The organism is Streptomyces sp. NPDC025651 (assembly GCF_055558735.1).
In genome coordinates, this window is record NZ_JBVHLZ010000024.1 from 20120 (window position 1) to 45663 (window position 25544).

The 25544-nt window shown below is 75.0% G+C and carries 1 protein-coding gene and 1 pseudogene; both read right to left on the minus strand.

Going from position 1 to position 25544, the window contains the following annotated elements; translation table 11 throughout:
• Positions 1–154: 154 nt before the first annotated feature.
• Complete coding sequence (gene fabD / locus ACZ4D5_RS43055; RefSeq protein WP_467778007.1) at positions 155–3409, minus strand: ACP S-malonyltransferase; 3255 nt, start codon at positions 3407–3409, stop codon at positions 155–157.
• Positions 3406–25533 (minus strand): annotated as a pseudogene (locus ACZ4D5_RS43060) (amino acid adenylation domain-containing protein); the annotation flags it as partial. The gene fabD and the pseudogene ACZ4D5_RS43060, both read right to left, overlap by 4 nt.
• Positions 25534–25544 lie beyond the last annotated feature (11 nt).

Genomic DNA, 25544 nt, shown 5'->3' on the forward strand with positions numbered 1-25544 from the left:
AGCGCGCAGGCGTCAGCATGTGTGTACCGGTGAAAGGGGGTTGTGCTGGTCGAGAGGTCCAGCGCGCGGGGGGAGGTGGTCCCGTTCGGCGCGGTGGCACCGGTGGCGCCCCGCCGGGACGGTTGCTGATCGTAGCTTTCCTTCCTCCGTCTCTCTAGATCTTTTGTGCCGGTCGCAGGGCCCGCAGCCGGGCCGTGACGTGGGCGGCGGCGCCGTCCATGAGGTGGTCGGCGACGGCCTCGACGGTGCGGGCCCGCCACGGCTGCAGGCTGGTTCCCGCGACCGCCTGGTTGAAGGCGCCCATCGCCGGTCCGCAGTGCACCAGGTAGTCCACGGTGGCCTGCCGGTCGCCCGTCACCGCGAGGCGGAAGCCGCGCCGGAAGTAGGCGCGGAACACGTCGGCCAGTTCCGCCTTGGGGTCGGGGCCCGCCGCCGTCGCCCCCGGGTCCTCGCCGCCCAGGTAGCGGTCGAGGACCTGCTTCCTCGTGGGGGCGTCGAGTTCGGCGAGGGACGCGTGGCGGCGCCACAGGTCGTGCAGCCTGGACGCCCTGGCCGGGAAGAACTGGCCGCGCTTCAGGTAGCGCGCCCGGACACCGTGTTCGAACAGCTCGCTCCAGGGCGCGGTGTCCACGTCGTACTCCTGGGCCTCCTGCAGCAGGTCCTTGACGGCGGCGCTGGTGGCCGCCTCCACCGAGCACTGGTTGACGGAGCCGGTCAGCACGAAGTCGGCGCCCATGAGGAAGGCCGCGGCGGCCGCCTCCGGGGTGCCGATGCCGCCCGCGCATCCCACGTGCACCCGGTGGCCCGGCAGGGCCGCGTCGTCCCGGAGCCTCAGCACCGCGGGGAGCAGGGAGAGCGGGTCCGCCGTGCCGGTCAGCCAGCCGCCGTCCGCCTCGACGCACAGGTCGTCCGCCATGGGGCGCCCGGCCGCGGCGGCGGCCTCCTGTTCCGTCACCGATCCCTTGGCGAGCAGCATCGCGACGTGCTGGTGCGGCGGCGGCGCGAGGAAGGCCGCGGCCAGGTCGGTCCTGGACACCTTCGCGAGGATCCGGCCGCCCTTGAGCCGGTAGCGGACCAACTCCTCGGTGACGAAGGGGTAGCCGGACGCCTCGACCAGGCCGACGCCGTGCCGCAGCAGCGCGTCGACGAGCGGGGCCTCCCGCTCCGGTGCCCGGTGCGGATAGAGCAGGTTCACGCCGTGGCCGTGGGGGCCGAGGTCCTCGGCCAGGCCTTGCAACTGCCGCTCCACCTCGTCGCCCTGCAGCCCGCCGATGCCGAGGAAGCCGAGCAGGCCCGCCTTCGACGCCGCGCGCACCAGCTCCCGCCCGGACACCCCGCCGTACATCGACCCCACGACGTAGGAGCGCCGCAGCCCGTACCGTTCGCGGAAACCGCGGGCGCCGAGCGATTCGGCGTCGATCTCCGCCGGCTCGCCCTCGGCGGCGGGCGCCCCGGCCGCGGCCGGCGTCCGCGCGGCCGACCGGTCGTCCTGCGGGAACAGCGGTTCCGCGGCGTCCCTGATGCGCGTCACCAGCTTCGTCAGGACCCTGCCCGGCCCCAGCTCCGTGAACTCGAAGTCCCCGTACGCCATCAGGGTGCGCACGGTGTCGGTCCACCGGACCGACGAGGCGATCTGCGACGTCAGGCGCTCCCTGACCGTGTCGGCCGTGTACGGCCGGGCGTCGACGTTGGCGAGGACGGGGATCTTCGGCGGGTGCAGGGTGACCCCGTCGAGGAACCGGCCGAACTCCTCCGCCGCCGGGCGCATGTACCGCGAGTGCAGCGGGGCGCTGACGTGCAGCCGGACCGTGCGGGCACCGGCGGCCTCGAAGGCCGGGCAGGCCGTGTCGATCAGCTCGCCGGGCCCGGAGACGACGAACTGGTCCATGGCGTTGTAGTTGGCCAGGTCGAGGCCGCCGAGATCCGATTCGGCGAGGACGCGCGTGACGGTCGCCTCGTCGACGCCGACGACCGCGGCCATCGCCCCGCCTCCCGCGGCGGCCATGAGCTCACCGCGCCGCCGCACCAGGCGCAGCCCGGTCGCGAAGTCGAAGACGCCCGCGGCGAACAGCGCCACGTACTCGCCGAGGCTGTGCCCGATCACGTGGTCCGGCGGCACCGGGTCGTCGGCGAGCCGCTCCAGATAGGACAGCGCGCCGACGACGTAGAGAGCGGGCTGGGTGAACTCGGTGCGGCCGAGGCGTCGTTGCGGGTCGCTGACGCAGAGTTCCTCGATCGAGTAGCCGAGCACCTCGTCGGCGATCGCCGTCTGTTCGGGGAACCGTGCGAACAACTCCCTTCCCATGCCCCGGCGTTGAGATCCCTGGCCCGGGAATCCGTAGACCTTCATTCCGTGCGCCTTCCGTGGTGTCGTCGGGGCGGCGTGTGTGCGGACCTCGGCCAGCAGGTCGGTGTCCTTGGCGAACTGGCTGAGCAGCGGCAGGGATCGGGCGCCCGAGCCCGCCGGGAGCAGGGCGCGGACGAAGTTGTGGAGGCTGCCCGAGGGACCGAGGTCCAGATAGAGGAAGTCCCCGCGGGCCCGCAGGCCGGCCATGGCGCGCTCGAAGTCGATCGTGCGCCGAGCGGCGTGCCAGAAGTGCTCCGGGGTGACGTCCTCCACGAGTCCGCCGGTCGCGCAGGAGACCCAGGGGACGCGCGGCCGGGCGAGCGCCACGCCGTCGAAGCTGTCGCGGCACGCCCCGACGACCGGGTCGAGGAGCCGGGAGTGGAAGGCGTACTCGACGGGCAGCCGCAGGTGCAGCACGTCGGCCGCGCGCAAGGCCGCCTCGGCGGCGGCCAGTTCGGCCTCCCCGCCCGCGACCACGAAGTTGCCCGGGTAGTTGCGGGCCGCGACCTCGCAGGCGCCGAGCTCGGGCACCGTCTCCATGACCTCGGGCCCGGCCAGCACGGCGAGCATGCCGCCGCGGGGGCTGCCGGCCATGATGCCCGCCTGCCGGACGAGTACGCGCAGGCAGTCCTGCGCGGACAGGCTGCCCGCGACGACGGCCGCCGCGTACTCGCCGAGGCTGGAGCCGAGCACGTAGTCGGGCTCGATGCCCTCGGCGCGCAGGGTCTCCGTGAGGGCCAGCTCGATCATGACGATCGCGGGGTGGGTGATCCGGGTGTCGTCGAGCGGGTGGTTCCTGGGCTTGGCGGGGTCGAAGACGCGGTCGATGACCGACTCGCCCAGGTGCTCGCGGGCCACGGCGTCCAGGCGTCGCAGCGCGGTGCGGAACACCTCGTTGGCGTCGAAGAGTTCCTTGCCCATGCCGTAGTACTGGGAGCCCTGGCCGGAGAACATGAACACCACGGGAAGCCGTGGCTCCGCACTCCTGGACGGCTCGCTCCTGGCCTGCCCGCCAATGGCCTGCCCGCTCTTCGCCGGCTCGTTCGTCAGTGGCTCGTTCATCGGTAGCTCTCCCAGAACAGGCCGCCGGCCGGGGCCGCGGGCTCGGCGGTGCCTCTGATGACGGTCCTCCGGTTCAGTTCGGGTTCCGGCAGCGGTCGCCTGGTCGGAAGCGGGGCCTCGGGCGCGGGCGCGAGCAGCAGATGCGCGTTGGTCCCGCCGTCGGCGAAGCAGTTGAGCGCGGCGACGCCCGCGTCCCCGGGCCAGGGGCGGGACGCCCGGGGGAAGTACAGCGGAGAGGCGGCCACGTCGAAGTGGTCCAGCGGCTCCTGCCCGGAGCGGAAGGGCACCTGCTCCTGGTGGTGCAGCATCAGCACCACCTTGATGAACGCGGCGATCCCCTCGGCCGTCAGCGGGTGGCCGATGTTCGGCTTGACCGAGCCGAGCGCCACGGGGCGCGTGGAACCGGCCCGGTAGACCGCCTGCACCGCCTTGAGTTCGAGCAGATCGGTGACGGTCGTGCCGGAGCCGTTGGCCTCCACCCAGCCCACGTCCTCGGTCCCCACGCCGCTCTGCGCGAGCGCCGCGGCCATGACCTCCTTCTGCGCCTGGAGGTTGGGGGTGGCCGGGCCCGCGGTCCTGCCGTCGTTGTTGATCGCGATGCCCTTGAGGACCGCGAGCACCCGGTCCCCGTCGGCCTGCGCCCGCGCCAGCGGCTTGAGGACGACGACGCCGACGCCCTCGCCGAGGATCAGCCCGGCCGCCCTGCGGTCGAACAGGTGGAACTCCTCGCCCGGGTTGAGCAGTCCGCGCCGGCCGAACAGGTCGTACGGCTTGTCGTCGGCGAGCAGGCTCACGCCCGCGACGACGGCCGACTCGATGTCGCCCGCGCGCAGCGCCCGCGCGGCCATGTCCATCGCCACCAGGGCCGATGAGCAGGCGGTGTCGATCACCAGGCTCGGGCCGCGGAAGTCGAAGAACTGCGAGATGTTCGCGGCCAGGTAGTTCTGGCCGGTGATCACCACGGGGTTCTGCGCCTGTGCCAGCCGCGCCTCGTCCGGCATGTGCGCCGCACGCCCGCCGACGTAGACGCCGACCCGGCGGCCCTTCAGCTCCGCGGGGCGGTAACCGGCGTGGTGCACCGCGCTGTTCACCTCTTCGAGGAGCAGCAGCGCCTGCGGGTCCATCGCGGCGACGTCGCCCTCCGACAGCAGGAACGCCTCCGGGTCGAAGCGGAGTACGTCGGGCAGCAGCCCCGCGTGGTGGCCCACCGGCTTGCCGAAGCGCTCCTGCGGTACGGGACGCAGCGCCGAACGGCCCTGGCGCAGCAGCTCCCAGTAGGCGTCGCCGGACGGGGCGTCGGGGAACCTGCAGGACAGGCCGACCACCGCGATGTCTCCCCCGGTGGACGCCGGTCGCGCGACGGCCGGGGACCCCGCTTCGAGGGCGGCGGCTCGGGCGGCCGGCGCCTCGGGGGCCTGCGGCGCCGCGGGCGCCGGGGCGTCGGACGGGGCGGGGCCGAAGGCGGCGAGCAGGTCGTCCGGGTGCTCGTCGGCGAGGTAGGCGGCGAACTCGTCCGCGGTCGGGTGCTCGAACAGCGCGGACGGGTCGAGGGACACGTCGAGCTGCTTGCCGAGGGTCTGGACGAGCTGGGTGACCAGGATCGAGTCGATGCCGTAGTCGTGCACCGGCACGTTCCCGGCGAGCCGCGCCCGGTCGAAGCGCAGCTCCAGCGCGAGCCGGTCCAGGAGCCAGGAGGCCGCCGCGTCGGCCGCCTCCTTGAGCGCTCCGGGGGCCGCGGAGGGCGAGGCGTCGTACGTCACCTCGGCGACGGCCCCGAAGGCGGCGGCCTCAGCGGTGAACGGCTCCGGAGCGACGGGCCTCGCAGTGACAGCTTCCGGGCTGACGGGCTCTGGAGTGACAGGTTCCGGAGTCAGGCGGCGGTCGGTCAGCCGCTCCGGGCGCCAGTCCGCGTCCGGCCGCACCACGGCGGGCACGACCACCCGCGCGCCGCTCGCCAACGCCCGGTCGAGCAGGCGCAGTCCCTGCTCGTCCGCGAGCGTCGCGAGACCGGACGACTGGTACGCGGCGCTGCGCGCCGGGCCCATGCCGGTGTCCTGCCAGCTCGGCCACGCCACGCTGACCAGCGGAAGCCCGTACGGGCGTGCCTCGGCGACCGTGTCCAGGTAGGCGTTGGCCATGGCGTAGTCGCTCTGCCCGACGGCGAGCGCGGGCACGGACGCGGCGACGGAGGAGTACACGACGAACAGGCTCAGCGGTTCGCCGCGGAAGCACTCCACGAGCGTGTCGAGGCCGAAGACCTTGGGGCCGACCACCCGCTCCACGCCGCTCCACGGCTTGCGCACGAAGGCAGGGTTGTCGGTGTCCACCGCTCCGGCGCCGTGGATCACTCCGCCGATCGGGCCGAGCCCGCGCCGGACGTCCGCCACCGCCGCGGCGGTGGCCTCCTTGTCGTCCAGCGGCACGGCGAGGACCTCGATCTCCACGCCCCTGTCGGCCAGTTCGGCCAGCGGGCGCAGCTTGCGGCCCAGCGCGTCGCCCGCCGCGATGTGCGCGGCCCAGCGGTCCCGGGACGGCAGCGCCTCGCGGCCCGTGAGGACCAGCTTGCGGACGCCGTACCGCTCGACGAAGTGCCGCGCGGTCAGCAGGCCGAGCCCGCGCGTGCCTCCGGTCACCCACAGCACATGGCCTTCGGGGAACCGCGCCGCGCGCTCCGGTGCGCCGGACAGCTCGCGCAGCACCGCGCGGTGCCGCACGCCGTCGCGGTAGGCGATCTCGCCGGGCTCCGCCTCGCCGCCGAGCTCGTCGGCCACGCGGCGGCACATCTCGTCGTCCGTGCACGCGCCCATGGCCACGTGGCGCGAGGTCACATGGCGGTACTCGCTCTGCAGCATGCGGTAGAGCCCGGTGCGGGCCGCGCCGCCGTGCACCGCCGCTCCCGTGTCGCGGGAGACCAGCAGGGCGGTCAGTCCGTCCCTGCTCCGGTCGACCGTGTGCTGCAGCCAGGCCAGCCAGGTGCGCAGCGCCGAACGGTCCGTGGCCGCGCCGGATCCGCCGGACCCACCGGATCCGCCGGGCCCTGCGCAGCCCGCCAGGTCGATCACCGCGTCGAAGCGGTCCCAGCGGGTGCCGGGGTCGGCGAGGTCGGCGGCGAGGCGCTCGGGGGTGAGCACCTCCGCGGCGGGCAGGGCGGCGACCAGGCGGGCGGCGAGCACTTCGGTGCCCGGCGCGGCGAGGACGGCGGTCGGCCCGAACCTGCCGGTGGACGCAGCCAGTTGAGCGGGCACCCAGTGGGTGGCCAGCAGCGTCCCTTCCTCAGCGGAGGCGGAGGCAGGGGAAGCTGAGGCAGGAGTGGGAACGGCGGCAGGCAGGGCGGTGGAGGCACCGGAGGTCACGGGCGCGGGCGCCACGTGCCCTTCCAACGCCGCCAGTTCCGCGTCCGCCGCGGCCAGCCAGACCCGCTCGCCCCCGAAGGGGTAACCGGGCAGCGGCACCCGGCGGGGCGCCACTCCCCCGTGCAGGACGGACCAGTCGACCGGCCGGCCCGACGTCCAGGCGACCGCGCAGGCAGCCGGGTCGGTCGACGGGGCGCCGCCCGGCGCGGGCCTGCGCGGATCGACCACGCCGGTCCAGCTGCCGACGGGCGCACCTCCCGCGGCGAACTCGTCCAGGCGCGCGGCCAGTTCGGCCAGGGTGTCGAAGCGGACGGCAAGGCGGTGCGCCATGGCCTCGCGCCCCGACTGCAGCGTCCAGGCGACGTCCTGCGGGGCCGCTCCGGCGCCCTCGGCACGGAGATGCGCGGCAAGCCTGCGCGCCTGCTCGACGAGCCGGTCGCCCTCGCGCGCGGAGAGCACGGCGAGTTGGCCGCCGACCGGGGCGGCCGACGTCCGCCGCGCCTCGGGGAACTCCTGCAAAATGACGTGCGCGTTGGTCCCGCCCGCGCCGAAGGAGCTCACGCCCGCGGTCCTCGGCCGCTCGGTCCCGTCGGCGAGCACGCGGCGCGGCCACGGCGCCAGTTCGCGCTGCACCTCGAACGGGGTCGCCGCGAAGTCGACGTTCGGGTTGAGCTCGTCCGCGTGCAGCGAGGGGGCCAGCTCGCCGTGGCGCATCTGCAGCAACACCTTGGTGACGGCCGCGATGCCGGCCGCCGACTCGGCGTGCCCGATGCCGGACTTGACCGAGCCGATCGGCAGCCGCTCCGGCATGTCGTCCTGGAAGGCCCGCAGCATGCCGTTGATCTCCACCGGGTCACCGAGCGCGGTGCCGGTGCCGTGCGCCTCCACGTAGTCCAGGTCCGCGGGGCGCATCCCCGCCCGGTCGAGCGCGGCGCGCACCAGGTCGCCCTGCGCCTTGGGGTTCGGGACGTTGAAGCCGCGGCCCGTTCCGCCGTGGTTGACGGCGGACGCCTTGACCACGGCGAGGATGCGGTCGCCGTCGGCCACCGCGGCGTCGAGGCGCTTGAGGAGCACCGCGCCCGAGCCCTCGGCGGGGACGTATCCCGTGCCGCCGGTGCCGAAGCTGCGGCAGCGGCCGTCCTCGGCGAGGAAGCCGCGCCAGGCCAGCTGCAGATACTTCGCCGGGTGGCTGGAGATGTTGACGCCGCCCGCGACCGCGACCTCGCAGTCACCGGAGCGGATGGCCTGGCAGGCCTGGTGGATGGTGACCAGGGCGGAGGAGCACATGGTGTCCACGGCGACGCTGGGCCCCGAGAAGTCGAAGAAGTACGACACCCGGTTGGCGACCGAGGCGAACGACGAGTGCGGGGGCAGCCCCTCGCCGCGCAGCGCGTCCTGGACCCCGTACAGCTGGTACTGGCCGTACATCATGCCGACGAACACACCGGTGCGGGAGGCCCGCAGCTGGTCGCGGGTGTAGCCGGCGTCCTCCATGAGGTGCCACACCGTCTCCAGGAACACCCGCTCCTGGGGGTCGGTGAGTTCGGCCTCGATCTGCGACATGCGGAAGAACAGCGGATCGAAGCGGTCGGCGCCCCGTACGAAGCCGCCCCACTTGCCGTACGTCTTGCCGGGGGCCGACTTGTCCGGGTCGTAGAACCTGTCGTGGTTCCAGCGCTCGGCCGGTATCTCCTCGATGCTGTCGCGTCCCGCGCGCAGGTTGCGCCAGAACTCGTCCACGTCGTCGGCCTGCGGGTAGCGCCCCGCGACACCGATGATCGCGATGTCGTCGCCCGCCGCGTCGGCGGCCGGGACGGTCTCCGGGGCCGCCGCCGTGCCGGTCACGGCGGCGGGGGCGAGCTCCTGGGACGGCGCGGGCCCGGAGGTCTCGGCGGCAGGCGCCGTGAACGCCGCGGGGTGCGCGGTGGCCAGATGGTCCGCCAGTTCGCCGACGGTCACGTACTCGAAGAGCAGGGTCTTGGAGAGCGGGCCGCAGTGCTCTTCCAGGCGCCGGGTCACGCTCAGCGTGATCAGGGAGTCCACGCCGTAGTGGTCGAGGGGCTCCGTGACGGCGATCTCCGCCTCCGGGAGCTTCAGTTCCTCCGCCATGATCTGGAGCACCAGGCGCTCGGCGCGGGCGTACGTGTCCTCGCCCGCCTGCTGCGACGCGGCGGCGGGGGCTGCGGGTGCGGCCTGCGCGGTGGCCTGGGCCGGTGCGCCGTTCAGCTCGGCAAGGACCCGCGCCGGGTCGCCGGGCGCCAGGAGCAGACGCGGCGCCGTGCCCGCCAGGGCGCGGTCGAGCGCGTCGAGGGCCGGTCCGGTGCGCAGCGGGCGCATGCCCAGCTCCCGGGCCATGTACTCCATGCCGGCCGCGTCGGCCCGCATGCCGCCGTCGGCCCAGACGGGCCAGGCGGCGGCGAGGGTGCGGCCGCGCCGCGCGCCCTCACGACGCTGCCGCTCGCGCTGCTCGGCGAAGTGGTCGAGGAAGGCGTTGGCGTAGGCGTAGTCGGTCTGGCCGACGTTGCCGAACGCGGCCGCCCCGGAGGAGAACGCCACGAAGTAGTCGAGGGGTTCGTGCCGCGTCGCCTCGTCGAGGAGCACCGTGCCGTGCACCTTGGCGGCAAGGACGGCCTCCGTGTCCGCCCGGTGCCTGCCGACCAGCAGGCCGTCCCTGAGGACCCCGGCGGCGTGCAGCACGCCGCTCACCGAGCCGTGCAGGCGGCGGGCCTCGTCGATCAGGTCCCGCACCCCCGCGGGGTCGGCGACGTCGGCCCGCACCACGTGCGCGCCGGCGGCCGCGATCCGCGCCAGGGCCTCGGGGCCCGGCGCGGTCCGGGAGGCGAGGACGATCCCGCCCGCGGTCTGCCCGGCGGCGCGGCGTGCGGCGGCGACGTGTTCGGCCACGAGCAGGCCGAGCGCGCCGGTCCCGCCGGTGATCACATGCGCTCCCGGCCCGGTGAACAGCGAAGCCCCGGCGGCCGCTTGGCCGACCTGGCGCCAGACGCGGCGGTGCCGGCCCGTCGCGTCGACGCGCACCTCGGCTTCGCCCGCCGCGCCGAGCTCGGCGAGCACCGCGTCGGCGAGGGAGCGGCCGTCCGCGACGGCAAGGACGCCGAAGTCGACCGCGGGCAGCTCCCTGCGCACCGAGCGCGCGAAGGCGGCCATCGCCGGGTGGGCCGGTGAGGCGGCCGGATCGCGGTGGACGTAGAGGTAGCGCAGCGTGCCGCGGCGCTCCCGCTGCCATGCCTGGAGGAACGCCGTCGCCGCGTGGAAGCCGTGCTCCACCGCGCCGCCGGGCGCCGCGTCGGGCCCGGCCAGGTGCACCACGTGGACGGGTCCCGCGGCACGGGCGGCGGCGAGCGCCTCGTCGACGCCGAAGCCGGTGCCCAGGGCGACGCGCCGGGCGTCGGCGCCCGCGTCCGTCAGGGCGGTGAGCAGCGCGTGCCCCTCGGCGCCCGCGTCCAGCAGCAGCACGGTGGCGTCCGGCTCGCGCGGGGTACGCGGGGCGGGCTCCCAGGCCGGTTCGTACGCGCAGACCGTGTCGGTCACCGAGGCCGCGGCCGGGGTCGTGGTCCGCGCCGTGCCCTGCGCGGGGACCTCCCGCAGGGTGAACGTGTCGATCGTGGCGAGGACTTCGCCGTTCCCGTCCAGGAGCGCGATGTCGAAGGCGAGCGTTCCGGGTGCGGCGGGGCGGGCCGACGGGGTGGCGTAGGCGTGGACCCGCTCCGGCAGTTCGGCGTACAGCCGGACAGCGCCCAGCGAGAACGGCAGGTACGGCAGCGGCTGCTCGTGGGCGGCGCCGTCCGCGCCGGGCGCGAGCCTGCTCGCCGTCTGCAGGGCGGCATCGAACAGCGACGGGTGGAAGACATAGCTGTCCGCGTCCGCGCGGCGCGGCGCGGGAAGCCGCAGCGACGCCAGCGCCTCGCGCTCGCCCAGGGCGATGTGCTCGATCACCTGGAAGCTCGGGCCGTAGTCGAAGCCGAACCGGGAGTACAGCGCGTAGCAGTCGGCGCCGTCGAGGACGCGCGGGGAGCGCGAGCGCACCGCCGCCAGGTCGAGCGGGGCGGGGCGGTCGCCCGCCGTGCCGAGCAGCAGGGTGCCGCGGGCGTGCGCGGGGGATCCGTCGCCCGCGGTGCGTATCTCGAAGGACGGTCCTGTGCGGTCGCCGGTGACCTCGATCGTGAGGCGGTGCTCGCCGCCGTCGGCCGGGAGGCGGACCGGGCTCGCCCAGACGAGGCCGTCGACCCCGCGGACGGGCGCGCCGAACGCCGACTCCCCTGCCAGGCGGGCCATTTCGAGGTAGGCGACGCCCGCGAGGACGAGGTCACCGCCGACGACGTGGTCGCGCAGGAAGAACTCCTGGCCCGTGAGCGTCTTCGCGTACGCCGTGCCTCCGGACGCGGGGCCCGTGGCGTCGCGCGCGTCGAGCAGGGTCGGGTGCAGCCGGGCGGCGTCCCGCGCCGGTGCCGCCGCGGGGGCGGTCTCCGGGGCGGTGAACCAGTGCCTGGTGCGGGCGAACGGATACGTCGGCAGGTGCACCCGGCGTCGCCGCGTTCCCTGGTGCAGGGCCGCCCAGTCGACCTCGGCTCCGGCGAGCCACGCGTCGGCGAGGGCGGTCAGGCCGCCGGTCGCGGTGGCCGGGGCGGGCCGCCGCTCGGCCTGTCCGGTGCGCACCGCGCAGGGCCGGCCCGCGAGGTGCGCGGCCAGTTCGGCGCGGAGCGCGGCCGGTCCCCCCGCCACCACGGCGAGCCGGTGCGTCATCGCGTCGCGGCCCGTCTGCAGGGTGTACGCGAGGTCGCCCGCGGGCACGTCCTGGTCCGCCAGGTGGTCGGCGAGCCGCTCGGCGGTGTGCCGCAGTGCCTCGGGGGTGCGGGCGGAGAGCACGTACAACTGCTCGGCGGCCGCTGTGTCCTTGGCGCCGGTGTCCGGCATGTGGGGTTCCTCCAGGACGATGTGCGCGTTGGCTCCGCCGAAGCCGAAGGAGCTGACTCCGGCGCGGCGCGGCAGGCCGTTCCCCGCGCCGTCGCGGGGCCGCGGCCAGGGCCGTGCCGTGGTGGCGATCTCGAACGGGCCCCCGTCGAGTTCCAGATAGGGGTTCTGCTCCCGCAGGTGCAGTCCGGCGGGGATGGTGCCGTGCCGCAGCGCGAGGACGGCCTTGAACAGGCCCGCTATGCCCGCGGCCGCCTCCAGGTGGCCGATGTTGGTCTTCACGGAGCCGATCACGCAGCCGGGCGCCGCGGTCGTGCCGCGCTCCGCGCGCAGCCTGCGGAAGGCGGTGCTCAGACCCGTGGTCTCGATCGGGTCGCCGAGGGCGGTGCCGGTGCCGTGCGTCTCGATGTAGCCGACGGTCTCCGGCGCCACGTCGGCGGCACGGTAGGCCTCGACGAGCAGGTCGGCCTGGGCGTCCGGGTTGGGCGCGGTGAGCGAGGTGGTGCGGCCGCCGTGGTTGGCGGCGGCCGCCTTGATCACCGCGTGGACGGCGTCGCCGTCCAGGTCCGCGCGGCGCTCCGGCTTGAGCAGCACCACGCCGACGCCCTCGCCGCGCACATAGCCGTCGGCCCGGCTGTCGAAGGTCTTGCAGCGGCCGTCGGAACTGAGCATCTCGCCCTGGTCCAGGACGTCGTACACGCGCGGCGACAGGATCAGGTTGACCCCGCCCGCGATGGCCAGGTCGCAGGTTCCGTCGCGGAGCGCGGCGACGGCCTGGTGCACGGCGGTCAGCGAGCCGGAGCAGGCCGTGTCCACGGCCATGCTGGGACCGCGCAGGTCGAGGAGGTACGAGACCCGGTTCGGGATGACCGACAGGGCGCCGCCGGTCGCGGTGTGGGCCTGCGGGGCGATGCCGGCGTCGCGCTGCGCCTGGAGGTAGTCGGCGCCCGCCACGCCGATGAACACGCCGACCCGCTTGCCCGCGAGGTCGGAGGGGCGGTAGCCGGCGTCCTCGACGGCCGACCACACCACTTCGAGCAGCAGCCGCTGCTGGGGGTCCATCAGCTCCGCCTCGCGCGGGGAGATCCCGAAGAAGGCGGCGTCGAAGCGGTCCACGTCGGGCAGGAAACCGCCCCAGCGCTTGCGGGAGCCCGCGTCGCGCGGCCCCCAGCGGTCCTCGGGCACCTCGGTCACCAGGTCGTCCCCGGCGCTCAAGTGGTCCCAGAACTCCTTGAGATCGGCCGATCCGGGCAGCCGCCCCGCCATGCCGATGACCGCGACGTCGCCGCCGCGCCCGCGCTCGGACGGTGCCTCGGCCCCGACCCCGGCCCCGGCCTCGGCGGGCCGCGCCTCGACGGCGGGCGCGGCCGCGGCCGCGCCGGACGCGAACCGTCCGGCCAGCTCGCCGGGGTGCTCCTGCCACAGGTGCTCGGCGAGCGCGGCCAGCGTGCCCCGGCGGTAGAACAGCGTCGGGTAGACCTCGATGCCGTACGTCCTGCGCAGTTCGGCGCTGAGCGCGGTGAAGCTCACCGAGTTCATGCCCACCTCGCCGAGCGGGGTGTGCGGGCCGATCTCCTCGGGGCGCACCCCGGCCAGGCGGCCGACCGCCTCGGCCAGTTCGGCCGTCAGGGCCTGGACGCGCCCTTCCGCGCCGCCGCCGGCCGCGGCGGGCTCCGGACGCCCGGCGCCGCCGGCGCCGAAGCGGGACCGCAGCTCGGCCAGGGGGAGGGCGGCCAGCGTCGTGCGGTCGACCTTTTCGTTGAGCGTGTGCGGGAAGCCGGTCACGCGGACCAGTGCGTCCGGCACCATGTGGGCCGGCAGCCAGGCCGCCAGCTGCTCCCTGGTCGGCTCGGCGGCCCCGTCGGAAAGGACGTAGCAGGCGAGCAGCGAACGGTCGCCGCCGCCCTGGCCGCGGGCCACCACGACCGCCTCGCGTACGCCGTCGACGCGCCGCAGGGTCGACTCGATCTCCTCCAGCTCCACCCGGAAGCCGCGCACCTTCACCTGGGAGTCGATTCGCCCCAGGTAGTCGATGCGCCCGTCGGCCTGCCGCCGCACGAGGTCGCCCGTGCGGTACATCCGCGCGTCGGTCCCGGCCGCGAACGGGTCGGGCAGGAAGCGCTCGGCGGTCAGTTCGGGACGGCCCAGGTAGCCGTCGGCCACGCCGTCTCCGCCGATGTAGAGCTCACCGGGCACGCCGGTCGGGACCGGCCTGCGGGCGCCGTCAAGGACGTACAGCGAGGTGTTGTCGATCGGGGTGCCGATGGTGACGCGCTCGCCGCTGCGGAGCCGGCTCACCGCCGACCAGATGGTGGTCTCGGTGGGGCCGTAGAGGTTCCACACCGCGCGGTTGCCCGCCAGCAGCGCCTCGGCGGTGTCGCCCGGCAGGGCCTCGCCGCCGCACAGCACGGTGAGTTGGGGATCGCCCTGCCAGCCGGCTGCCAGCAGCATGCTCCAGGTCGCCGGGGTGGCCTGCATGACCGTGGCCGTGCCGCGCTCGACGGCCTCGCGCAGCCGCAGTCCGTCCTGGGCGACCTCGGTCGGCAGGACGTCCACCGTGCCGCCGGTGATCAGCGGCAGATAGAGCTCGAGGCCGGAGATGTCGAAGCACACGGTGGTCAGGGCCAACAGCGTGTCCCCCGGCCCGAATCCGGGCTCGCGCGCCATCGACCAGAGGAAGTTGGTCAGCGCGCGGTGCGGGACGCGGACGCCCTTGGGGCGGCCGGTCGATCCCGAGGTGTAGATGACGTACGCGGCGTCCGAGGGCCCGGCCGGTCCGGGCGAGGGCAGCGCGGGCGGCTCCTGGCCCCCGTCGACCAGGAGCCGGGGCGCCGAACCGCCCCAGGCCGCGCCGACCGAGGAGTGCGTGAGCATCAGGTGGAGTCCCGCGTCCCCCGCCATGTAGGCGAGGCGCTCCTGCGGGTACGCCGGGTCGAACGGCACGTACGTACCGCCCGCGGCCTGCACGGCGAGCAGCGCCACCGGCAGGTCGGCGTCGCGCGGGAGCAGCACGCCGACGGTGCGGCCGCGGCCGACGCCCGCGGCGGTGAGGCGGGCCGCCAGGGCCGTCACGCGCTCCCCGAGAACGCGGTAGGTCAGCTCCGTTCCGCCGTGGCGGACCGCGACCGCCTCCGGCCTCGCCTCGATCTGACGGCGCACCAGCTCCCAGACCGTGGTGTCGGCCGGGTAGTCGACGGCGGCGGGCGGCGCGAGGTGCGCGCGCTCGTCGGCGGTCAGCAGGTCGAGGTCGCCGACCGCGGATTCGGGCGCGGCGACCGCGGCCGACAGGAGCGTGACGAAGTGGTCGCCGAGCCGCTCCACCGTGGCGGCGTCGAACAGGTCCGGGTTGTACTTGAGCGTGTACCGGCAGCCTTCGGGGTGGTCGACCAGGTCGAGGGTGAGGTCGAACTCGCCCTCCTGGTGGACCCCTTCGACCCTGCCGCGCACCACGCCGTCCTCCGGCATGTCGCGCGCCCAGTTGTGGAAGTAGAAGGCCGCGTCGAAGAGCGTGTCGGCGGCGGCGCCCGGGTTCTCCCTGCGCAGCTCGTCGGCGAGCGTGATCAGCGGGTACGCGCTGTGTTCGAGGGCGCCGATGACCATCTGGTGGATACGGCGGACCAGATCGCGGAAGGCCTCCGTGCCGTCCACCTTCTCGGCCAGGACCACCATGTTCATGAAGTAGCCGAGCACGTCGTCGTAGCCGTCGGCCGGGCGGCCGGCCGTCGGGGTGCCGACGGCGATGTCCTCCTGGTCGCTGTAGCGGTGCAGCAGCGCGAAGTAGGCCGCGAGCATGACGCTGGACAGCGAGGTGCGGGCCGCCGCGGCGAGCGCGCGGGCCTGCTCGGTCACGTCCGCGGGAACACGGCCGCCGACGCTCGCGCCACGGAAGGTGGGCACGGGCGGGCGCGGCCGGTCCAGCGGCAGGGGCACGGCGGTGCGGCGGTCCCGCAGCCGGTCGAGCCAGTACGAGCGCAGGCGCTCCGCCCGCGGGCCCGCAAGGAGTTCGCGCTGCTGGGCGCAGAAGTCGGCGAACGTGTGCGCGGGCCGCTCGGCGGGCAGGGGGCGTCCCTCGCGCAGCGCGCGGTAGCCGCGCTCGACCTCCGTGAGCAGCAACGGGATGGACAGTCCGTCGAGCACCAGGTGGTGCACGGTGAGCAGCAGCGCCTGGCGGCCGTCGCCGAGGGTGTAGAGGGTGGCGCGCAGGAGCGGTCCTTCGGACAGGTCGAACGGCTCCCGCGTCTCGGCGTGGATCCGGTCGCGCAGGTCGCCGTCCGCGACGGAGGTCAGGAAGACCTGCCGGAAGGGCAGTTCCGGCTCGGCGGCGATCCGGGCGTACGGCCCGTCCTCGCCCTCGCGCACACTCGCGCGCAGTTCCTCGTGCCGGTCGAGCAGGTCCTGCAGGACGACCCGCAGCGTCAGCACGTCGACGTGGTCGTCGAGCCAGAAGGCGAGCGGCAGGTTGTAGGCGCAGTTGCCGGGCGCGATCTGCTCGATCACCCACAGCGCGCGCTGGCCCTCCGACAGCGGGTGGTCGGCGAGGTGGGTGTCGCGCCGGGGGCGCAGGACGGCTTGGGCCGCGGTGCGCACGGCGGGCGTCACGCCGGCGGCGCGCACCGGCTGGGCCGCGGGCGTCGGCTCAGCCGTGCGGACCGGCTCTGCCGTGCGGACCGGCTCGGGCGTGCGGACCGGCTCGGATGTCCGGACCGGCTCGGACGTGCGCGCCGCCTCCGGCGTGCGGACCGTCACGGATACGGGCGCGGCGGGCTCGGCCGCGTACGTCGCGACGGGCCCCCTCGCAGGCTCGGCCGCGGCCTGCGACACCGCCTCGGCCAGCCAGTCCGCCCTCAGGTGCTCCGAGAGCTCGACCAGCGTCGGCCGCGCGAAGAACTCCTCAAGGGGCACGTTGACGCCGAAGGCGTCCTCCACCACGGCCACGATCTTCATGCCGCTGAGCGAGTCGAAGCCGTAGTCGACCAGAGGCCGGTCCGGGTCGATACGCTCGTCCAACTTCAGTACGCGCTCCAGGAGTTCACCGAGGCGGTCGGTGACCGCGTCCCCGGCGTCCCGCACGTCCGGCTGCGCGGGGGCCGTCACGGCCGCGGGCACGGCGGCCGCCGGTGCCGCGGACTCGCGTACGCCGAGGTTCTGGGCGACCAGCACGTGCTGGCCCAGTTCGACGCCCTCGGCGCCCAGGGCCCTGACGTTCGTGTAGCCCTCCTCCTCGAGCAGCGCGATCCAGCTGTCCGGCGCGGCGAGGGGTGAGTTGGGGATACGGAGCTCACCGTCCTGGAAGGCCCACCAGCCCTCCATCACGCCGCCGCCCAGGGTCAGGTACGGGCGGATGGAGGTCAGTTCGTTGAGTACCAGGAGCCCGCCGGGCCTGAGCAGGTCCTTCATCATGCGCAGGGTGGTCCGCAGGTTCCTGGTGGCGTGGACCACGTTGGTGGCGAGGACCGCGTCGACCGAGCCCGGCAGGAAGTCCTGTTCGGCGAGGCCGCGTTCCAGGTTGAGCAGCTGGAAGCGGACGAAGGGGTGCTCTGCGGCGAACCGCTCGCGGCCGTAGTCCAGGAAGCGCGGGGAGATGTCCGTGAAGGTGTAGCTCACGCGGTCCGGGTGGCCGGCCAGCGCCGGGATCACCCGCTCGCTGGTGGCCCCCGTTCCCGCGCCCAGCTCCACGACCTGGAAGGAGCCGCCGTCCGTCAACTGCGGGAGGCGGGCGTCCAGATGGCCGCGGACCGTGTCGGCGACGAGCACGTTGAAGAAGTCGGTGAGCGGGTTGCCCTTGTACAGGTCCTGCACCAGCTCCATCGAGGAGTCGGGGAACATGACCTCGGTGCCGACCACCTCGCCGCGCAGCAGCTTCGGGTAGGACCGCAGGAACTGCCGGTTGAGCCGTGCCGTCGGCGCGATGTCCGGGTAGCGGGTGGCGACGTCCTCGAAGTCGGCCTCCCAGCGGTCCGCGGCCGTGGCTCCGTCCGCCCCGTCGACCGCGCCGGTGGCGGTGAACCACTCGCCGTCACGCGTCAGGAACCCCTTGGCGGCGAGGAGGTTCAGGATCGCCTCGTGCAGCCTGCGGAACTTGTCCCGGATGCCGAGGTCGGTGCGCAGGTCCTCGCTCCGGTGCCGGTCACCGGGGCGCAGGAAGGCGCCCATGCGCTGGTAGACGCCGAGCAGTCCGGAGACCGAGACCGCGTCCAACCGGGCGTATCCGGTGAGGACTTGGGCGATGGCGGGGTCGATGTCGGCATTCCCTTCGAGCACGGGCCGCGCGGGAGCGGTGACCTGCGGGACGGATGCGGGGATCGGCGGAACGGATGCGGTGGCCTGCGGGACCGATGCGGGGACCGACGCAACGGATGCGGTGTTCCGCGGGAGGGCTCCGCCGACCTGCGGCGCGGATGCACTGGATTGCGGCGCGGATGCGCTGGCCTGCGGGACGGATCCGCCGACCTGCCGCGCGGATGCGTCAACCTGTGGCGCGGATGCGCCGACCTCCGGCGCGGATGCGTCGACCTGCGGCTGGGGGATCCACAGGCGCTTGCGGGCGAACGGGTAACCGGGCAGCTCGATCCTGCGCGCGGCCGGAGGCGTGATCTGCGACCAGTCCACGGCCGCACCCGCCACCCAGCGCTCGGCGACCGCAGCCATGTCACGGCGCGTCAGCGCCTGTCGCAGCGCGACGGCCTCGTCATCGGAGAGCCGCGTCGCCGAACGGGCGGCCCGTCCGGTCGTGACGGCGTCCGCGGCACCCTCGCCCGCCGCGTACGCGGCGAGCAGCCCGGCCGCCTCGGCGACCGATGCCGCGGGCAGCGCGAGCCGGAACTCGTGGGCGGTGCGGCCCGATTGGAGGGTGTGGGCGACATCGGCGAGCCGGAGGTCCACCGCGACCGCATCTGCCGCCACGGTGTCCGCAGCGACCGCCGAGCTCGGCACGAGATCGGCCACCGCGTCGGCGACCGCCCCGATCGTGTCCGCCGTCACGGCCGCGTCGGGCAGCTGGTCGACGCCCAACTCCTCGGCGAGCAACGCGTGGTAGCGGGCGCGTTCGGTCACGCCGAAGCCGCAGTCCACGAGGTCGGTGGCGAGGTCGAACGTGCCCTCGGCCACCCCGGCGAGCTCGGCGGCGAGACGCAGGCCGACGCGGCCGGCGGCCGCCACCGCCTCCCGCGGGTCCAGCGCCTCGTCCGTCTCCACCGGCACGCGCGGGGCCCCGCCGGTCAGGAAGGCGGCGAGGTCCGCCGCGTACGCCCGCAGCCGCTCCTCGCTCTTCGCGGAGAGGACGAGCAGTTGCTCCTGTCCGTCGTCCGCCACGGGCTCCGGCGCGTCGGGCGCGCCGGCCGGCAGGTGCTCCTCCACGACCACACAGGCGTTGGAGCCGCCCGCGCCGAAGGAGCTGATGACGGCGCGCAGCGGCAGCTCGCGGGGCGCCCCGTCCGCTCCGGGCCGCGTCTGCCGCTCCCAGGGCTCGCGGGTCTGCTGCACCTGGAACGGCGTGGTGTCGAAGTCGATCTCCGGGTTGCGCTCCGCGGAGTGCAGCGACGGCACCAGGGTGCGGTGGCGCAGCTGGAGCAGGACCTTCGTCAGGCCCGCGATGCCGGCCGCCGCCTCCAGGTGGCCGATGTTGGTCTTCACCGAACCGACCGCGACCGCGGCCCTGTCCGTGCCGTGCGCCGGGTCGGTCCGGCCGCCGAAGACGTCGACCAGTCCGGCGATCTCGATCGGGTCGCCGAGCAGCGTGCCGGTGCCGTGGGCCTCGACGTAGCCGACGGTGTCCGCGGCCACCCCCGCCCGGTCGAGCGCTCCTCGGACCACGGCGGCCTGGGCGGTGGCGCTCGGCACGGTGTAACCGCCCGCGTCGCCGACCGCGTTGACGGCGGAGCCGCGGATCACGCCGAGGACGCGGTCCCCGTCGGCGACCGCCGCGGCCAGCGGCTTGAGCAGGACGGCTCCCACGCCCTCGCCGTCGACGAAGCCGTCCGCGCCCGCGCCGAACGCCTTGAGCCGGTCGTCGTGGGAGAGCATCCCGGCCTGGGCGAGGCCGCGCAGGTGCTTGGGGTGCAGGATCAGGTTGACGCCGCCCGCGACGGCGGCGGAGCACTCCCCCGTGGCGATGGACCGGCAGGCCAGGTGGAGCGCGGTCAGGGACGACGAGCACGCCGTGTCCACGGCCATGCTCGGGCCGGTGAAGGCGAAGGAGTGGGAGACCCGGTTGGCGATCGACCAGTGCCGGGAGTGCGCCTCGGTCGGCACGCCGAGCGCGTTGGCCGCGCCGCTCATCCACTCGTAGTCGCTGCCCATCACGCCGACGAACACGCCGACGGGGCCCTGTGCGGCGAGCGTGGCGGCCGGGTATCCGGCGTCGTCCAGGGTCGCGGCCGCGGTCTGCAGGAACAGGCGTTCCTGGGGGTCCATCGCCTCGGCTTCGGCGGGCGAGATCTGGAAGAACAGCGGGTCGAACGCATCGACGTCGTCGATGAATCCGGCCCACTTGCTGTACGCGGCCGTCGCCCCCGAGGGGTCGAAGTGGGCGCTCGCGTCCCAGCGTTCGGCGGGCACCTCGCGGATGCAGTGGCGTGCCGCGGCGAGGTTGTCCCACAGCTCGCCGACCGTCCCGGCCAGCGGGTAGCGTCCCGCGACGCCGACGACGGCGATGCGGTCGTCCGCGCGCTCGTCGGGCCCGGGCTCCTCGGTGGTGACGGCGGGCGCGGCCTGGCCGTCGGACAGCTTGGCGGTGAGGAACCTGGCGAGGGCGCGGGTCGTGCGGTGCTCGAAGACCATGGTCGCGGGCAGCCGCAGCTTGGTGCGCGCGCTGAGCTTGTTCCGCAGTTCCAGGGCGGTCAGCGAGGTGAAGCCCAGGCGCAGCAACTCGGCGTCGGGGTCGATCTCGTCTGCCGATCCGTACTTGAGCGCGGCGGCGACCTCGCGCCGCACCAGTTCGGCGACGACGTCCTCGCGCTCGGCCGCGGGGACCGCCCGCAGCCCGTCGCCCTCACCCGCGGCGGCGGTGTCGGCCGGTGCGCCGGGGGTGGGCCGGGGGCGGCGCGGCGCCGGGGCCGGGGCGCGCAGTAGCGGCGGCAGCGTGCCCCCGGCGGAGCGCGCCGCCGTGCGGTCGAGGCGGACGGGGACGAGGTGGGCCCGGTCGGCGCCGAGCGCCGCGTCGAGCAGGGCGAGGCCCTCGTCGGTGGCCAGCGGCAGGACGCCGGCGTCGCCGAGCCGCGCCAGGTCGGCCTCGGCGAGGCGGCCGGTGAGGGCGCTGCGCTCCGCCCACAGGCCCCAGCCGAGCGAGAGCGCGGGCAGGCCCTGGGCACGGCGGTGTTGCGCCAGCGCGTCCAGGAAGGCGTTGGCGGCGGCGTAGTTGCCCTGTCCCGCGGTGCCCAGGGTGGCGGCGACCGAGGAGAACAGCACGAAGGCGGTGAGCTCCAGGTCGCGGGTCAGCTCGTGCAGGTGCCAGGCGCCGTCGGCCTTCGCCGCGAGGACGGAGTCCAGGCGCTCGGGCGTCAGCGAGCCGATCACTCCGTCGTCGAGCGTGCCCGCGGCGTGCACGACGGCCCGCAGCGGGCGGTCCCGCGGGATGGAGGCGAGGAGTTCGGCGAGCGCGTCGCGGTCGCCGGTGTCGCACGCCGCCGACGTCGCCTTCGCGCCGAGCTCGGCCAGTTCCCCGGCGAGCTCGGGGGCGCCCTGACGGCTGACGAGCAGAAGGTCGCGTACGCCGTGTTCGGCGACCAGGTGGCGTGCCACGAGGCCGCCCAGGGTGCCCGACGCGCCAGTGATCAGTACGGTGCCTTCGGCGGGGAGCGCCGGAGCCGCGGTACCGGCGGCCTGCTTCGCGCGGACCAGCCTCGGGGCGCGCATCTCGCCGTCGCGCAGGGCGAGTTGGGGCTCGTCCGTGGCCAGCAGGGCCGGGAGGAGGCCGGAGAGACCGTCGGCGCCCACCTCGCCGCCCGCACCGTCGGCGTCGCGAGCGAGGTCGAGGTCCCGATCGAGGTCGAGGTCGAAGTCGATGTCGACCAGCACGATCCGGTCCGGGTTCTCGGTCTGCGCCGAGCGCACCAGACCCCACACGGCGGCAGCGGCGGGGTCCGCCTCCTCGGCGGTTCCGGTGCCGGTCACCACGGCCGAGCGGGTCACCACGACCAGGCGGCCTTCACCGCCGTCCTCGTCGGCGAGCCGGGCCTGCAGCTCGGCGAGGACCGCGGAGGTCATCTCCCGCACCCTGTCGGGCTGTTCGCCGTCGACGGCGGGGCAGCGCAGCACGGTGGCCCGCGCGGCGCCGCCCGTGCGCAAGGCGTCCGGGCGCACGGGCACCCAGTCGACGCCGAACAGCGAGCTCCGGCCCGCGTCGAGGCTCATGCCGTCGAGCGGACGCAGCGTCAGGGAGTCAGCCGTCAGGATGCCGCGACCCGTCCCGTCGGAGATCCGCAGGGCGACGGCGCCGCCCTCCAGGGGCGTGATCCGTGCCCGCAGGCCGGACGGTTCGGCCGCCGCTTCCGCGTCGAGCCAGCGGACCCCGGTGAAGGAGAACGGCATGGCGGGGGTGGTCTTGAGGTCCAGGGAGTGCAGGGCGGCGTCCAGCAGGGCGGCCCGCACCGGCTCGGGCAGGGACACCTCGGCGTACAGCTCGTCGCCGTGCCGCCACAGGGACCGCAGGCCCCGGAATCCGGGCCCGTACTCAAGACCCTGCTCGGCCAGGTCGGCGTACCAGGTGGAGAGGTCCACGCGCTCGGCGCCGACGGGCGGCCAGGGCACCGGGTCCTCCGCGGCGCCGTCCCGCGCCTCGGCGTCGAGCAGCGAACCGGTGGCGTGCAGCTGCCAGTCGGAATCGGCGGTGCGGGCGTGCAGGCGCAGCGGGCGGATGCCGCCGCCGTCGGCCGGGCCCGCGACGACCTGGACCTCGACCTCGCCCCGCTCGGGGATCAACAGGGGTGCCTGGAAGGTGAGTTCGTCCACCGCTCCCCCGGCGTGCAGCGCCATCTCGAGGAGCGCGGTGCCGGGTACGACCACCTGGCCCCGCACGCGGTGGTCGGCCAGCCACGGGTGGGTGCGCAGGGAGAGGCGGCCGGTCAGGACCGTCTGGCCGCCCTCCGCCAGCTCGACGGGGGCGTCGAGGAGCGGCCGCGGCGGCTGCAGCCAGTAGGACGTCGACTCGAAGGCGTACGTGGGCAGGTCCACGGCGCGGGCGCCGGTGCCCTCGAAGGAGGGCCGCCAGTCCACGGGCACGCCGTGGGCGTGCAGACGGGCCATGGACAGGTGGATCTGCCGGGTGGAGTCCTCGTCGCGGCGCAGCGAACCGACCACCAGGGCCTGGCAGTCGGCGTCCTGCGCGGTCTCCTCGACGCCGAGCGCGAGGACCGGGTGCGGGCTGCACTCGACGAACGTGCGGTGCCCGTCGGCGAGGAGGCCGTCGACGACGGGGGCGAAGCGGACGGTGGTGCGCAGGTTCTCGTACCAGTACGCGGCGTCGAGCCCCGAGGTGTCCAGGACCTGCCCGGTGACGGTGGAGTGGAAGGGGATGTCGCCCCGGCGCGGGCTGAGGCCCGCCAGGTCGTCGAGGATCCGGTCGCGGAGCCGCTCGACGTGCGCGGAGTGCGAGGCGTAGTCGACCGGGACGCGACGGGCCCGTATCTCCTCGGTCCCGCAGTGCGCGAGCAGCTCGTCCAGGGCCGCGGCGTCACCCGAAACCACCGTGGAGCGCGCTCCGTTGACGGCGGCGACGAAGACCCGCCCGTCCCAGGGCTCCAGCAGGGCGCGGGTGGCGTCCAGCGACAGGGCGAGGGACACCATGCCGCCCTCGCCCGCGATCTCCAGGAGGGCGCGGGAGCGCAGGGCGACCACGCGGGCGCCGTCCTCCAGCGAGAGCGCTCCGGCCGCGCAGGCGGCGGCGATCTCGCCTTGGGAGTGGCCCACGACGGCGGACGGCACGAGTCCGGCCGCGCGCCACACCTCGGCCAGCGAGACCATGACGGCCCACAGCGCGGGCTGCACCACGTCGACGCGCTCCAGCGCCGCGGCGTCGTCGAGGACGTCCCGCAGCGACCAGTCGACCAGGCCGCTCAGGGCCTGCTCGCACGCGTCCATCCGCGCGGCGAACACCGGCGACGACTCGCGCAGGCCGCGGGCCATCCCGGCCCACTGCGACCCCTGGCCGGGGAAGACCCACACCACGCCGGACTCGGGGGCGAGGGTGCCCTCCACGACCGCGGGCGCCGAATCGCCTGCGGCCAGGGCGCCGAGCCCCTCCAGGAGTTCGGCGCGGTCGGCGGCGACGACGACCCCGCGGTGGTGCAGCGCGGCACGGGTCGTCACGGTGGAGAACCCGACGTCGGCCGGGCTCAGCTCGGGGCGGGCCTCGAGCCACTCCCGCAGCCGGCCCGCCTGGCGGCGCAGGGCGGCGTCGGAGCTGCCCGACACGGTCACCGGGACCACGGCCGGGGTACGGGTCCCGGGCGCGGCGCCGTCCTCACCGCCGCGCGCCGCCGTCTCTTCGGCGGGCGCCTGCTCGATGATCACGTGGGCGTTGGTGCCGCTGGCCCCGAACGCCGAGACACCGGCCCGGCGGGGGCGGCCGGTCTGCGGCCATTGCCGCTGCTCGGTCAGCAGCTCCACCGCGCCCGACGACCAGTCCACGTGCCGCGAGGGACGCTCCACATGCAGCGTCCGCGGCAGCACACCGTGCCGCAGCGCGAGCACCGTCTTGATCACACCCGCCACACCCGCGGCGGCCTGCGTGTGACCGATGTTCGACTTCAACGAACCGAGCCACAGGGGCTGTTCGGCGTCGCGGTCCTGCCCGTACGTCGCCAGGAGCGCCTGCGCCTCGATGGGGTCGCCGAGCGTGGTGCCCGTGCCGTGCGCCTCCACCGCGTCCACGTCGGAGGGGGTGAGCCGGGCGTCGGCCAGCGCCTGCCGGATGACCCGCTCCTGGGAGGGGCCGTTGGGCGCCGTGAGTCCGCTGGAGGCGCCGTCCTGGTTGACCGCCGAGCCGCGCAGCACGGCGAGGACCTGGTGGCCGTTGCGCCGCGCGTCCGACAGCCGCTCAAGGACCAGCACGCCCACACCCTCGGACCAGCCCGTGCCGTCGGCCGCGTCCGAGAACGCCTTGCACCGGCCGTCCGCGGAGAGGCCGCGCTGGCGCGAGAACTCCACGAAGGTCGTCGGGGTGGACATCACCGCGACGCCGCCGGCCAGGGCCAGGGAGCTCTCGCCCGACCGCAGCGACGCCGCCGCCAGGTGCAGCGACACCAGCGACGACGAGCACGCCGTGTCCACCGTCACCGCGGGCCCTTCGAGCCCGAACGTGTACGAGACGCGGCCGGACGCCACGCTCGGCAGGCTGCCGGTGAGCAGCTGTCCCTCGAAGCCGCCCGTGCCCTGCCCGAGCCGCGAGGCGTAGTCGCTGTACATGACGCCCGCGAAGACGCCGGTGCGGCTGCCGCGCAGCGAGGACGGGGCGATGCCCGCGCGCTCCAGCGCCTCCCAGGACGCCTGGAGCAGCAGCCGCTGCTGCGGGTCGGCCGCCATGGCCTCCCGGGGGGACATCCCGAAGAACCCGGCGTCGAACTCCGCGGCGTCGTACAGGAATCCGCCCTGGCGCGTGTAGCTGGTGCCGGTCCGCTCCGGGTCCGGGTCGTACAGGCCCTCCAGGTCCCAGCCGCGGTTCGCGGGGAACTCCGACACGGCGTCCACGCCGTCGACGGCCAGCCGGAACAGCTCCTCGGGCGACGTGGCGCCGCCGGGGAACCGGCACGCCATGCCCACGATCGCGACCGGCTCGTGGCTCGAAGGGCCCGACTCCGCCTCGGCCAGCCTCCGGCGAGTGTCACGCAGCTCGGTGGTGACCCGCTTGAGGTAGTCGA